The sequence below is a fragment of the Pseudomonas sp. 18173 genome (assembly GCF_050432945.1).
Classification (GTDB): Bacteria; Pseudomonadota; Gammaproteobacteria; order Pseudomonadales; family Pseudomonadaceae; genus Aquipseudomonas.
In genome coordinates, this window is record NZ_JBKFTN010000021.1 from 31,911 (window position 1) to 45,327 (window position 13,417).

General features: G+C 62.9%; 9 protein-coding genes and 1 pseudogene. 2 read left to right on the plus strand and 8 right to left on the minus strand.

Annotated elements, in window-relative coordinates; genetic code table 11:
• Position 1 precedes the first annotated feature (1 nt).
• The 5 genes and pseudogenes from ACLD1X_RS21885 to ACLD1X_RS21905 form a co-directional block, all read right to left on the minus strand.
• Positions 2-1,282 (minus strand): aspartate aminotransferase family protein, encoded by a 1,281-nt coding sequence (locus tag ACLD1X_RS21885; RefSeq protein ID WP_429371207.1) that lies wholly within the window; start codon positions 1,280-1,282, stop codon positions 2-4.
• The gene (locus tag ACLD1X_RS21890) at positions 1,275-2,588 is read right to left on the minus strand and encodes an amino acid permease (RefSeq protein ID WP_429371209.1); all 1,314 of its coding nucleotides are present in this window, start codon (positions 2,586-2,588) and stop codon (positions 1,275-1,277) included. Before ACLD1X_RS21890 ends, ACLD1X_RS21885 begins: the two co-directional genes overlap by 8 nt.
• Positions 2,589-2,958: 370 nt before the next feature.
• The gene (locus ACLD1X_RS21895; protein WP_429371358.1) at positions 2,959-3,723 is read right to left on the minus strand and encodes a methyl-accepting chemotaxis protein; all 765 of its coding nucleotides are present in this window, start codon (positions 3,721-3,723) and stop codon (positions 2,959-2,961) included.
• A gap of 93 nt (positions 3,724-3,816) precedes the next feature.
• Positions 3,817-5,085: pseudogene (locus ACLD1X_RS21900) on the minus strand (HAMP domain-containing protein); the annotation flags it as partial.
• Positions 5,086-5,139: 54 nt separating this feature from the next.
• A complete protein-coding gene (locus ACLD1X_RS21905) occupies positions 5,140-6,462 on the minus strand; it encodes a hypothetical protein (protein ID WP_429371211.1) in 1,323 nt (440 codons plus the stop codon).
• A 281-nt stretch (positions 6,463-6,743) separates the two neighbouring features.
• On the opposite strand from ACLD1X_RS21905, the gene ACLD1X_RS21910 reads away from it, so the two are divergent.
• Both ACLD1X_RS21910 and ACLD1X_RS21915 read left to right on the plus strand, forming a co-directional pair.
• Positions 6,744-7,133, plus strand: coding sequence for a c-type cytochrome (locus ACLD1X_RS21910; RefSeq protein WP_429371213.1), 390 nt, complete (start codon positions 6,744-6,746; stop codon positions 7,131-7,133).
• Between the two features lie 48 nt (positions 7,134-7,181).
• Positions 7,182-8,672, plus strand: coding sequence for an aldehyde dehydrogenase family protein (locus ACLD1X_RS21915; protein WP_429371215.1), 1,491 nt, complete (start codon positions 7,182-7,184; stop codon positions 8,670-8,672).
• A gap of 119 nt (positions 8,673-8,791) precedes the next feature.
• Here the strand turns inward: ACLD1X_RS21915 and ACLD1X_RS21920 are convergent, their stop codons facing one another.
• From ACLD1X_RS21920 to ACLD1X_RS21930, 3 genes are all read right to left on the minus strand, one after another.
• The gene (locus ACLD1X_RS21920; RefSeq protein ID WP_429371217.1) at positions 8,792-11,176 is read right to left on the minus strand and encodes a DUF3772 domain-containing protein; all 2,385 of its coding nucleotides are present in this window, start codon (positions 11,174-11,176) and stop codon (positions 8,792-8,794) included.
• 108 nt (positions 11,177-11,284) lie between these two features.
• A complete protein-coding gene (locus ACLD1X_RS21925; RefSeq protein WP_429371219.1) occupies positions 11,285-12,715 on the minus strand; it encodes a heavy metal sensor histidine kinase in 1,431 nt (476 codons plus the stop codon).
• On the minus strand, positions 12,712-13,383 hold the full coding sequence (locus tag ACLD1X_RS21930) for a heavy metal response regulator transcription factor (RefSeq protein ID WP_429371221.1): 672 nt from the start codon (positions 13,381-13,383) through the stop codon (positions 12,712-12,714). The genes ACLD1X_RS21925 and ACLD1X_RS21930 overlap by 4 nt, the downstream gene beginning before the upstream one ends.
• Positions 13,384-13,417: the final 34 nt, after the last annotated feature.

Genomic DNA, 13,417 nt, shown 5'->3' on the forward strand with positions numbered 1-13,417 from the left:
CTCAAATCGCGCTGAGCGCGCTGTCCAGGGTGTCGACGAACAGGTCCGCGTGGTCGCGGCCGAACACCAGCGGTGGGCGAAGCTTGAGAATGTTGTCGCCGGCGCCGATCTTGCTGATCAACACGCCGTTCTCGCGCATGTCGTTCACCACCTTGCGCGCCTCCAGACCGGCGGGCTCTTTGCTGGCGTGGTCGCGCACCAGTTCCATGGCGAAGAACAGGCCCTTGCCGCGCACGTCGCCGATGATCGAGTGCTTGCCGGCCAACACTTGCAGGCGTTGCTGCACATAGGCACCGACGCTCTGTGCGTTTTTCAGCAGCTGCTGTTCTTCGATCACGTCCAGTACCGCCATGCCGACCGCGGCCGCCACCGGCGAACCGCCGAAGGTGTTGAAGTACATGGCGTGGCGCCCGAAGGACTCGACCAGCGCCTTGTGGGTGATCAACCCGGCCAGCGGATAGCCGTTACCCATCGGTTTGCCGAGGGTGACGATGTCCGGCACCACGCCGTGAGCCTGGTGGCCCCACAGGTGATCGCCGGTGCGGCCGAAACCCGATTGCACTTCGTCGGCGATGAACAATCCGCCAGCAGCACGGATCAGCGCCGCAGCCTTGTTGACGAAGCTGGCCGGCACCCGGGGCAGGCCTTCGTTGGCGAACAGGGTATCGATCAGCAATGCGGCCGGGCGAATGCCCTGGGCCTGCATCGAGGCAATTGCCGCCGCGATGTTCGCTGCATATTCCTCGGCCAGCTGTGCCTCGGTGGTGCCGGCCGGCGCGTGGTACAGGCACGGAATCGGCACGGCGCGCGCATGGGCGGCGAAGGGCTCAGGCGAGGGCAGGGCGGTGGTGACTTCTGCCAGCGATGCCGAGTTGCCGTGGTAGTTGTAGTCACTGACGATGATGCCGGTGCCGCCACTGGCGAACCGCGCCAGGCGCAGCGCCAGTTCGTTGGCTTCGCTGCCGGTGCAGGTGAACATGGCGGTGTCCAGCGGCGCGGCGAAGGTCGCGGTCAGGCGTTCGGCGTAGCGCACCACGTGTTCATCCAGGTAGCGGGTGTGGATGTTCAGCGTGGTGGCCTGGCGGTGCATGGCCTCGGTCACGTGGGGGTTGCAGTGCCCGACGCAGGGCACGTTGTTGTAGACGTCGAGGTAGCGCCGGCCGTCGACGTCGAACAACCAGACGCCTTCGCCACGCACCAGGTGCAGGGGTTTGTCGTAGAACAGCGGCGAGGCGCTGCCGAGCACGCGATGACGGCGTTGCAAAAGAGTGTCTTCAGGCATGGTCTGGAACCTCGATAGCGGTGGTGCGACGGTTGCGCAGCAGGTAATTGAAAATGCTCAGGGTGAAGGTCACGGCAAGGGCGATCAGCATCAGCATGTCGAGCTGGAAGCAGGCGGCGATCACCACCAGCGTCAGGGCCAGGCCCAGCGACGCAACCAGTTTGCCGCCGACCAGGGTGAACGGCCGTGGCAGGTCCGGCTGGTTGCGCTTGATGTGCAGGTACGCGCCGAAAATGAACAGGTAGCAAACGTTGAGCAGCAGCACGACCGCCAGCATCACCGTGGCCGGGTCGACTTCGGACAGCGGCAGGCCGATGGCGCTGATCAGCAACAGCGCCGGGTACGGCGTGCCGCGTTTGCCGGTCTTGCCCAGCCATTGCGGGAACAGGCCGTCGCGGGCCATGGCGAACAGTTGACGGGAGGCGGCGTACACCAGCGAAAAGAAGGTAGCGATCAGGCCGAACACCGCGCCGCAGCCAATCACCCTGGCCAGCCATGAACCTTCACCGAAGGCGCTGTTACTGGACATCGCGGCGTACAGCGGATCACCTGCCGAGCCGACCAGTTCGACACCACCGGCACCCGGTGCGCACACCAGCACCACCAGCGCGGTCACCAGCAAAGTGCCAATGGCCGCCAGGATGCCGCGGGGCATGGTGCGACCAGGGTTGTGCGCCTCCTCGGCGGCCGAGCCGGTTTGTTCAACAGTGATGAACAACCAGATGGCGAATGGCACGCAGGCGAAGATGCCACCAAGGCTGACCGGTGTTGCGACGCTGGCGGGCAGCTTCAGCAAGTTGGCCAATTCGACATGGGGCGCCATGGCCACGCCAAACGTCAGCAGGGCGACAACGGCGATCACGCCGGCAATGAACGTCAGGCCCATGGCTTCACCGACGCCGCGCATGTGGATGCCGATGATCACCGCGAACAGGGCAATCTTCACCGGCCAGCCACCGAGACCGAAAATCGATTCGGTGTAGGCGCAGATAAAGGTGGCCGCCGCACCGGTGCCGATGGTCAGCGCCAGGGCGCAGGCGACGCCGACGAGGTAACCCACGAACGGCCCGAAGGCACTTTGCGCATACACGAACACACCACCGGCACTCGGTAGCGCGGTGGACAGCTCTGCCACGCACAAGGCCAGGCCACCGCAGAGCAGGGCCATCAACAAGGTGGCAATCAGCATGTTCAGCCAGCCACCGGCCGCCAGCCCGAAGTTCCAGCCGGAAAACTGCCCGGCCACCACCAACGCAATTCCGAGGCCGGCAATCTTTGGCCAGCCCAGCGCACTTTTCTTAAGCACAGAAGTCTCCCGCGACCCGAAGGCCGATTTATTGTTTTAGTGAGGTATGGAGGGGTTCAGCGTTGCTTTGCGCCCATGGAATGGGGCTGGTCTCGATACTACGCGCCGGTTGCGGCGCGGCATGTTTGTGCGCATGCCATGTCGTTGGTTGTGGGTGCCAGATTTATGTGGGCTGGCGTAGATCCTTGTGGGAGCGGGCTTGCCCGCGATGGCGGTGTGTCAATCAACGATGGTGCTGGATGTTACGGCCTCTTCGCGAGCAGGCTCGCTCCCACAGTGGACCTCCAGTGAACACAGGATTTGTGTGCGACCTGGATCACATGTGGGAGCGAGCCTGCTCGCGAAGGCGGTAGATCAGACACCACAATCCTCAGATCCGAAAACTCCCCACCAACTGATTCAATCGCGCCGCCTGTTGCTCCAGCTCGGTACAAGCGCGCAATGTCGATTGCAAGTTCTCCACGCCTTGCTGGTTGAGGGTGTTGATCCGGGTAATATCGACGTTGAGGGCCTCGACTACCGCGGTCTGTTCTTCGGTGGCGGCGGCGACGGACTGGTTGACGTTGTCGATTTCGCCGATGCGCTGGGTCACGCTGCCCAGGCGGGAGCCGGCGAGGTTGGCGATGGTCACGCTTTCTTCGCTGTGGCGCTGGCTCTCGGTCATGGTGCTGACCGATTCCCGTGCGCCCACTTGCAGCTCTTCGATCATCTGCTGGATCTCCAGCGCCGAGGTCTGGGTGCGTCCGGCCAGGCTGCGCACTTCGTCAGCGACGACCGCGAAACCACGGCCCGCTTCACCGGCCCGCGCCGCTTCGATCGCTGCGTTGAGCGCCAGCAGGTTGGTCTGCTGGGAGATGCCCTTGATCACTTCGAGGATCTGCCCGATGTTCACGGTCTTGTCGTTGAGCACTTCGATGTTGGCGCACGACGCACTGATCTTGCCGGACAGTTCGTTCATCACTTCGATCGTGCGCTGCACCACCTGGCGCCCATCCTCGGCCTGTTGTCGGGCACTGGAGGCCTGGTGCGAGGCATCGGAGGCGTTATGGGCGATCTCCTGTGCGGCCGCGCCCAGCTGGTTGATCGCCGCCGCCACGCTGTTGGTGCGGGTGGATTGATCGTCGAAATTGCTCATCGACGAGTTTGAAGCGTCCAGTACCCGCCGCGCGCCTTCGTTCACCCCCAGCGCCGCCGATGACACCTCGCGGATCGAATGGTGGATACGCTCGACAAAGCGGTTGAAGGCGGTCGCCAGTTGCCCGATTTCATCACGAGATTGCACTTGCAGGCGCCGGGTCAGGTCGCCTTCGCCCAGGGAAATATCCTCCATGACCCGGGTCAGCACTTGCAGCGGCCGGGTGATGCGCAGCGCCGTGTACCAGATCAGCAGCAGGCCGAGCAGGGCCGAGCCGCCACCGAGCAGCAGTTCAAGCGCGGTGCTTTGCACGCCTTGGGCATCGAGTTCTTTTTGCAAGGTGGTGACCGGTGCCAGCAACACGTCCTGCGGCACACCGACCAACACGCCCCATGGCGCGGCACCGGCAATCGGCGACAGCGGCTCAAGCACCTTGATTTCCCGGGCATCGACAAACACCTCGGGTTTGCCCTGGCGCAGGGCGTCCATGACCTCGTTGCTGTCCATCGGTTGGCCCAGGCGCTTGATATCCTGGCTGTTGGCGGAGATCACCCCGCGCGGGCTGACGATGCTGATCCGGCCGTTGCCGTCGAACAGCGCACGGGCGCTGGTTTCGCTGTTCTGTTGCAGGGCGGCGAGGTTGATATCCAGGCCGACCACGGCGATGACCTTGCCGTTTTCCAGCAGCGGGAAGGCAACGCTGGTCACCAGTTTGCGGCTGCCGGAGGCTTCATCGAAGTAGGGCTCCAGCACACAGGCCTGGCGGGTGTCGCGGGCGCAGGTATAGAAGGCGTTGTACGGTGCGCCGCTCGGCCCCGGCTCGGTGTTGGCGAGCAGGCTTTCGTCGCCGATCACCGCTTGCAGTTCGCCGAGTTTGCTCTGCACCCAATACAGCGAAAAGCGCCCGGTTTCGTTGCTGCCAAGTTCCGCCTGGTTGGCGAAACCGGCGTCGGCGCCATCGAGTTCACCGGGTTCAAAAATGACATAAAGCCCGAGCAGGTCGGGCTTGTCGATCAAGGCCTGGTGAAGCTGGGTGGTCAGCTCCTGGCGCAGTTGTTGGCGGGTCAGGTTGCCCTTTTGTTGCAGTTGTCGCAGGTACAACAGGTACCGCGATAACCCCTGGCCGTATTCGTGGGTCTGCATGAAGGTGCGTTGCACTTGCATGGCCTGCACTTTGCCCAGGGCCTGCATGTGTTCCCTGGCTGCGTTGGCGAGCATGTCGCCGCTGGCCTGCGCCACTTGCTGGCTGCTCTTGTGGGTCTGGTAGAGCGACAAGCCCATCAGCAAGCCGACGACCAGCAGCAGGCAGAGGCCGGCGAGGAGGGCGATCTTGCTTTGGATCGTCAGGAGTTTTTTGTGCATTGGAAATACCTTTTTCCACACGGGCAACGACAGCGCCGTTGCCCGTGACCGAAATTAGAAACCAGTGACGAACAGCAGTTGGGTGTAAACGTTCTGGTCGTTGTTACCCAGTTGCGTGCCGCCGTTGTCAGCGCTCTTGTCCGGTTGGTAGATGCCTACCAGCGGCATCACGGTCAGGTGGTCGTTGACGTGCCATTCGGCATACAGGTCGACTTCGTGGCCATCGGTGTTGCCCAGGTTGCGGTCGATGGTGTCGTAGTTGAAGTACAGCGCGCCGAGGTTCAGGTTTTCCAGCGGCGAGACTTTCAGCCCGACGGTCTGGATGCGCGAGTTGGTGTTGAACGGGCCGGCGTAGTTGCCCGCCACTTCGCCCTGGAACCAGGTGCCAAAACCACGGCTCATGCCGTAGAACAAGGTGTCGTAGCCTTCCGAGAAACGGCTGTAGCGGTAGCTGACGTTCGGTTTCCAGGCAGCGTCGGAGAAGGTCCAGCCGGCTTCCAGGTACCAGGCGTCTTCGTCGGAGGCGTGGGGTTTGTCCTGCTTGGCGTATTCACCGGAGAGGAACAGGTCTTTCACCCCGGCATTGCCTGTCGCGCGTACGCTGTAGGTCTTCATGCCGTCGCGTTCGAGTTGCGCCGGGGAGGCGAACTCTTCGTCGACGTCGGTGGTCTTGATGTAGGTCAGGCCGACCGTACCGGCCTCGGCCACGTGCTCCAGGGTGCCGACGTACATTTCGGTCTTGGCCTGGGCGCGGTTGTCGGACTTGAGCCACATCAGGTCACTGCGCCAGCCTTCCTTGCCGCCCAGACGCAATACCGCGGTTTCGTCGAAGGCCTTGCGGGCCGCCAGGTAGTAGGCGCCGCCACGGTTGAATTCACCGTCGGCCAGGCCTTTGCCGATGTTCAGCGCATCGCCATCGATCAGGAAACCATCACCGACAATGATGTTCTGACGCCCGAAGGACAGGTCGACGCCGTCCTTGCCCAGCGCCCCGAACAGGTCCGCGGAACGCCAGCCGAGGTAGGCGTCTTCGAACTTGGTGGTGCGTTCCGAACCGTCGCTGAAGCCGGCGGCATCGCCGTCGCCCCAGGTGCCGGAGCTGAGCAGGTTGCCCGCGCCGTAAGCCGTGCCCGCACCGCCCAGGCCCTTGTCGAAACTCAAACCGTATTTGATGTAGCCCTCGCGCCACGACGACGAACCTTCGTCAAGGCGGCCGGACAGGGCGTAGTTTTCCTGGCTGTGGAAAATGCCGAACGCCGCTTCCAGGGTGGCGTTCAGATGGCTGTCGTCATCGGCGTACAGCTCATAGGCGCTGGCCTGGCCGGCACTGATCATCAGCGCGAGAGTCGAGAGACGAAGCAAGGGGGACTTGAGCATGGTGTGGCATCCGTTCTTGTTCTTGAGCGCAGGTTTGCGGTCTTTTTAGATACTAAGGCCCGACTTTTCCCTGCCCTTTTCCCTGTTTGCCAATAAGTTGGCTGTGCATGCCAGATTGCCCGGTTTGGCAGCCCGGCCAACACAACTGGCACGCAGGGCAAAACCCGCGGGCCGGCGACCGCCGACAATCCCTACCAACCTGCCGAAGCTCCCTGCCTCGGCATTATTTGTGTTGGCGTTCGCCTGGCGGCGAGCGCGCGGATTTTCAAGGTCGGTTTCTTATGTTCACTTCGCTGCGTTTGTCCCTGGTCGGTTTGCTGTCCTTCACCCTGGTTCAGGCGGTGTCCGCTGCCGAGTGCGCCACCGATACCCAACGTGGTGCCGAGGTGTTCGCCACTGAATGCAGCGTCTGCCACGCGGTGACCAAGGGCACGACCGGCATGATGGGACCGAACCTGTTCGGTGTGTATGGACGCAAGTCCGGCTCGCTGCCGGGCTTCAGCTACTCCCAGGCCATGCGTGACAAGGACGTCGACTGGCAAGCCGAGAACATCACGCAATTGATCACCCAGCCCCAGGCCTACGTGCCGGGCACCTACATGCCGTACATGGGCCTGGCTTCTGCTGACGACCGCCAGGCCGTTGCGTGCTTCCTTAAAGAACAACACTGATCAGGCCGGATTTGCGCCTGAACACATCGTCTGAATGAAAGGTGAATTATGAGCAACGTTGAAATCCTGCCCCAGGTTGCTGCATTCCTCGAACGTCGCCACGGCTGCTTCATCGATGGCCAGTGGGTGTTTGCCGAGGGCGACAGCATCGCCGTGGTCAACCCGGCCACCGGGCAAACCCTGTGCGAAACCCTCGATGCACCGCTGGAAATCGTCGAGCGCGCCGTGCAGTCGTCGCACAAGGCCTTCAAATCCGGCGTGTGGTCGGGCCTGCGCCCGGCGGACCGTGAGCGCATCCTGCTGAACTTCACCCGTCTGGTCGAAGAGCACGCCGAAGAACTGGCCCAGCTGGAAACCCTGAGCCAGGGCAAGTCGATCAACATGGCCCGCGCGCTGGACCTGAACGCCACCGTGGAATTCATGCGCTACATGTCCGGCTGGGCGACCAAGATCGAAGGCCAGACCTTCGACGTGTCGATCCCGTTGCCGCCAGGTGCGAAGTTCACCGCGTTCACCAAGCGTGAGCCTGTCGGTGTGGTGGTCGGCATCGTGCCGTGGAACTTCCCGCTGCTGATCGCGGCCTGGAAGCTGATGCCGGCGCTGGCCACCGGTTGCACCGTGATCATCAAGCCGGCGATGGAAACCCCGCTGACCGCCATGCGCCTGGCCGAACTGGCGCTGGAAGCGGGCATCCCGGCTGGCGTGTTCAACGTGGTCACCGGTGGCGGCGCCTCGGTCGGTGGCGTGCTGACCTCGCATCCGCTGGTGAGCAAAGTGTCGTTCACCGGTTCCACCGCCGTGGGCAAGAGCGTCGGCGTAGCGTGCATGGAGAACATGACGCGCTTCTCCCTGGAGCTGGGCGGCAAGAACCCGATGATCGTGCTCGCCGATGCCGACATCGAGAAAGCCGTGCAAGGCGCGATCCTCGGTGGCTTGCTGAACAACGGCCAGGTCTGCGCAGCGGCCTCGCGTTTCTATGTGCACCGTTCGATCCATGACCAGTTTGTCGAAGCCCTGGCCGCCGCCGTCTCGGCGATGCCGATTGGCGCCGGCATGAACTGCGACGCGGCGATCAACCCGCTGGTGTCGCGCAAGCAACAGCAAAGCGTGCTCAAGCACATCGAACTGGCCCGCAAGGAAGGTGCGCGGGTGGTGACGGGCGGTGAGTTGCTGCAAGGCGACGGTTTCTTCGTGCAGCCGACCATCCTGGCGGACATCGACCACAGCATGGCCGTGGCCCGCGAAGAAGTATTCGGCCCGGTACTGGGCGTGATGCCGTTCGACGACGAAGACGCCGTGATCGAACTGGCCAATGACAATCGCTACGGCCTGGCCGCCAGCCTGTGGACCAACGACCTGGGCAAGGCCATGAACCTGGTGCCACGCATCGAGGCCGGCACCGTGTGGGTCAATGCCCACGTGCTGCTCGACCCGGCGATGCCGTTCGGCGGCGTCAAGCAATCGGGCATGGGCCGCGAGTTCGGCCGTGCGGTGATCGAGGCTTACACCGAGCTCAAGTCGGTGTGCATCGCACATTGATCAATCTGTGGGAGCGAGCTTGCTCGCGAAAAACGTCAAGCTAATGCGCTTTGTCAGTTAGTTCGCGTTATCGTTAGCGACCATCGCGAGCAGGCTCGCTCCTACAATTGACTACGTGATCAAGCAGCAGGCGGTTTCGCCAGTTCAATGCCAGCGGCACCCAGCCGCTTGAGAATTTCAAACAGCAGCGCGCTCTTGATCGCACCGACCGTGCGCGGGCTGGCGACGTAGCCAGTGATGGTCAGCGTGATGCCTTCAGGTTTCAGCTGGCTGAAGCGCAAGAATGGCGCCGGTTTATCCAGAATGGATTCATGTTCGTTGAAGGTGTCGTAGAGCAGGTTCTGTACTTGCTCAGGGTCGATGTCCAGCGGGAACATCAGTTCAAGTATCACCACGCCCTGGGCGCTGCCGCCGAGGGTGACGTTGCGCAGGTTCTGCGAAATCAGATGTGAGTTGGGCACGATCATGATCGAGCGGTCGGCGAGTTGTATTTCCGTGGCCCGCACGTTGATCCGGCGAATGTCGCCTTCCACGCCGCTGATGCTGATCAGGTCGCCGACCTTCACCGGGCGCTCGGTCAACAGGATCAGGCCGGAAATGAAATTCTTCACGATCTCCTGCAGGCCGAAGCCGATACCCACTGACAGGGCACTGACGATCCAGGCCAGGTTGGTCCACTTGATTCCCAGCGACGACAGCGTCAACAGCACCACCGACGCGTAGCCGAGATTGGCAAACAGGGTGCTGAGCGAGGCGCACATGCCCGGGTCCATCTCGGTTTTCGGCAGGAACTCCTTGTCCAGCCAGCGGCGTAGCGTGCGGATCAGATAGACACCGATCATCAGTGTCAGGACGGCGCGCATCAAGTTGTCCGGGACGATGTTCAGCGCGCGCAGCCCTTCACCGCCGAGTATGGCCACCGTGCCGGTGACCAGTTGCCCGAGTGTCGTGCCGATCCCGCCGACGAACAACGCAATGACGGCAATCAGTATCAGGATGGCGCGGCCCGCCCCGGATAACACGGTGCAGATCTGCTCCAGGCGCGGATTGCCGATGCCCAGCAGCTGCTTGATGGTCTTGCCGGTGGGTTGCCGGGATGAGAAAACGTAATCGCAGGTGTCCTGGTAAACCTGTGTGAGCAGGTAGAAACCGGCGAAGATGATGAATATCCAGACCATTTCATAGGTGATGAACCGGGCCATCGTCACATAGCCGATCATCAGGGCGAACAGCGACACCACCACGACAACACCGGTAAACGCATAAATCAGGCCGGCGGAGGTCCTGACGCCTTCGGGGGCTTCTCCGGCGATGATCAGGTCCCGGCGCGTCTTGCTGACGCGCAACAGCAGCGCACCGATCACCAGGGCCGCTACCAGCGCCACGATGCCGCGGCCGAGCAACACCACTTCGGCGCTCATGCCGGTGACATTACTCATCTGCACCAGTGTCACCAGCACCAGCAGCAGGCTTGCCAGCAACCTGGGATACGGCGCCATCGCCAGTGCCACCGGATCGGCAATATCGGGCAGGCGCCATGAGGGATGTTTGGTCGACAGCAGTGCGCGGCTCAACCCGGTAATCAGCACGCAGGTATAGGCCAGCTTTTCCAGGTACTGCGCCAGATCGGCCAGCAGCGGGGTGTAGGGCAGTTGCCGGGTCGCGGCAAAATGCAGCAGTTGCAAGGCTGCGCCGGCGGTCAGCACCGTCGCCAGTACTGACGCCAAGGCAAGGGAGCTGCGGCGCAACCGGCCTTCGGGCATTCGATGAATGCACAGCCACGCCAGACCCCGGCCGGCGAGCCGCCTGCCCACGGTCCAGATGGCCAGGGCGAGCATCAGCAGGGCGGCCGTGATCGCGCGTTGCCCGGGTTGCCAGGCCGCCCGGTGCGTGGCCCCGAGTTGCTCGATGAGCGCACTGAAACGCAGACGGTCCTCTGCCGGAAGATTGAACAAAGGCGCCCAGAAAACCGGGTTCAGGATGCTGGTGGTTTGCTGGGTGACTTCCGCTTCCAGCAGGCTGCGCCGAATACTGGCGATCTGGGTGATCAGCTCGGCGGCACTTTTTTTCAGCGCTTCCAGGGTTTTGAGCTGGCTATCGATCCTGCTTTTCTGCTCGCCGAGGGTGTCGCGCTGGGAGGTAATGGCCGACGTCACCTGGGCGTTCTCGGCCAGGGGCACCGGCCCCAGCACGTTGAGTTGCGCCTGCAACTGCGCCTGCCCGGGCAGCAGCGATGCGGACAGGCTGTCAACATCCTTGATGAGTACTTGCACCAGATCCTGGGCGCTTTCCAGTTGGGTGTAATTGCTGGCCAGGGAAACCTGCTGCTTGAGGTTGTTCAACTGGCTTTGCAGCCCCAGCAGATCGTTGTCGGGGATGCTGATGATCGGTGGCGTGGCGGCAGGGGCAAGGCTGTCGGCCATGGGGGCCGCCAACAGCCAGCCCGGGCTTGCCACCAGAAGCGCGAAGGCGACACAGATCATTGACTTCAATACATTGCACATCGGCGTGCTCGACGGGTTGTTGGTCACTTAGCCAATGAGGTTAGGCCATGACACGCACCCTCGAGTGATGTTTTGTCGCCAGTGCCCCGGGTGGCTTTCGCCCGGGCGTTACTCATGCTGTTGCCGCGCCGGGAAAAACAGCTCGAAGCAGGTGATGCCGTCGGTACTGCTGACATGGCAGGCGCCGTTGTGCAGTTGCATGATCGTCGCCACGATCGACAGGCCCAGGCCATTGGATTGGGACGAGCGCTCGCGGGATTCATCGACCCGGTAGAAGCGTTCGAACAGCCGTGGCAGATGGTGGGGTGCGATGGTCGGGCCGTGGTTGCGCACTTGCACCTGGATGCCGTCGGCCGTCGGGTTGGCATGGATGCACAGCTCGGAATGCGGGGCGCCGTACTTGATGGCGTTGGCGCACAGGTTGGCCAGGGCGCGGCGCAGCAACATGGGTTCGGCCCAGATCAGACCGCTGCCCTGGGCATTGATGCAGATGCCAACGTCGGTCGCCGGGCCTTCGAAGTAATCGGCCATGCGTTGCATTTCGTCGGCGGCATCCAGTTCCTGACGCTGGCGCAAGGCACTGCGCGGATCGGTACGGGCCAGGAACAACATGTTGTCGAGCATGCGCGCCAGGCGTTCAAGCTCTTCGACGTTCGAGGCCAACAGTTGCTGATAGGCGTCTGTGCTGCGGTTCTGCTGCAGGGCCACCTGGGTTTCGCCCAGCAGGTTGTTGATCGGCGTGCGCAGCTCGTGGGCCATGTCGGTCGATACCTGGCCCAGTTGTATGAAGCCTTTGTCCAGCCGGTCGAGCATGGCGTTGAAGGCGTCGATCATCGGCAGCAGTTCCGTTGGCGCGCCCTGGCTGTCGAGGCGTTCATTGAGGTTGCCGACGTCGATGCTCTGGGTGTGCCGGGCCAGACGCCGCACGGGCAACAGGCCGCGATGCACCAGCACATAACCGGACAGCGACAGCAGGATCGCCGCGACGCTGGCGAACAGGTACACATTGAAGCGGTAGTCGGCGAGCACGGCGGTGCGTTCGGTCATCAGGCGCCCGGTCACCACTTGCAGGCTGCCCAGGTCACCCGAGTCGATGGTCGCCGCCAGGGCGGAAAACGGCACGCCATTGACGTTGGGCAAATGCTGCACGTCGTCCAGGGTCAGCCGATGGTCCATCGCCACCGGGGTCAGCACCGGCATCTGCAGGTTGCCCGGGTTGACTACCAGCAACGGCGGTTGGCCAGGGGTGCCGATGGTCAGCAGGGCCTCGCGGTTGCCCATCATGTTCTGGAACAGCGCCGGCTTGGCCTTGATCAGGTCCAGGGTGTTGCTGTCGTTGAGGAAGGTGCGCAACTGGTCGATGCGGGTGATCAGGGCAATGTCGTCGCGACGGACCAACTCGCGCTCCAGGTCGCGGTACAGCGCGACACCCAGCAGCCCCAGCGAGACAAACGCCAGCAGGGCAAACACCAGCGCCAGGCGCAGGGTCAGGGAGTGGCTCAGACGCGAGGCGGATTGCAACGGTGTCATGGCATTCATGGTTGAGTATCGAAGCGGTAGCCGATGCCGCGCACGCTGTGGATCAACTTGAGCGGGAACGCGTCATCGATTTTCAGGCGCAGGCGGCGCACGGCGACATCGACGACATTGGTGTCGCTGTCGAAATTCATGTCCCAGACCCGCGAGGCGATCATCGAGCGTGACAGCACTTCGCCCTGATGCGTGGCGAACAGGTGCAGCAGGGCAAATTCCTTGTTGGTCAGGGTGATGCGATTGCCGGCGCGGCTGACGCGACGCTTGAGCACGTCGATCTGCAGGTCGTCGACGTGCAGGTGTTCCTCTTCCCGGGTAGGGCCGCGTCGGGTCAGGGTGCGCAGGCGTGCCACCAGCTCGGCGAAGGAAAACGGTTTGATCAGGTAATCGTCGGCGCCCAGTTCCAGGCCTTTGACACGGTCGGCGATGTCATCCCGGGCGGTGAGGAACAGCACCGGTGTGTCGGCTTCCTTGCGCAAGCGGCGCAGGACTTCCCAGCCGTCCATCTTCGGCATCATGACGTCCAGCACGATCACATCGAAATCGTGTTCCAGGGCCAGGTGCAGGCCATCGACGCCGTCCCGCGCCAGGCTCACGGTGTATCCGAGTTCCTGCAGGCCGTTGAGCAGGTAATTGCCGGCCTTGGGTTCGTCTTCGACTACGAGGATGTTCATGAAAGTCTGCCTGATTCGGTCGGGCTACAGGGGC

Excerpts from the sequence above, each read along its gene's own strand:
- ACLD1X_RS21930 (WP_429371221.1), bottom strand. The coding sequence starts at position 13,383 with ATGAACATCCTCGTAGTCGAAGACGAACCCAAGGCCGGCAATTACCTG.
- ACLD1X_RS21910 (WP_429371213.1), top strand. The coding sequence starts at position 6,744 with ATGTTCACTTCGCTGCGTTTGTCCCTGGTCGGTTTGCTGTCCTTCACC.
- ACLD1X_RS21895 (WP_429371358.1), bottom strand. The coding sequence starts at position 3,723 with ATGAGCAATTTCGACGATCAATCCACCCGCACCAACAGCGTGGCGGCG.
- ACLD1X_RS21915 (WP_429371215.1), top strand. The coding sequence starts at position 7,182 with ATGAGCAACGTTGAAATCCTGCCCCAGGTTGCTGCATTCCTCGAACGT.
- ACLD1X_RS21920 (WP_429371217.1), bottom strand. The coding sequence starts at position 11,176 with ATGTGCAATGTATTGAAGTCAATGATCTGTGTCGCCTTCGCGCTTCTG.
- ACLD1X_RS21925 (WP_429371219.1), bottom strand. The coding sequence starts at position 12,715 with ATGAATGCCATGACACCGTTGCAATCCGCCTCGCGTCTGAGCCACTCC.
- ACLD1X_RS21905 (WP_429371211.1), bottom strand. The coding sequence starts at position 6,462 with ATGCTCAAGTCCCCCTTGCTTCGTCTCTCGACTCTCGCGCTGATGATC.
- ACLD1X_RS21885 (WP_429371207.1), bottom strand. The coding sequence starts at position 1,282 with ATGCCTGAAGACACTCTTTTGCAACGCCGTCATCGCGTGCTCGGCAGC.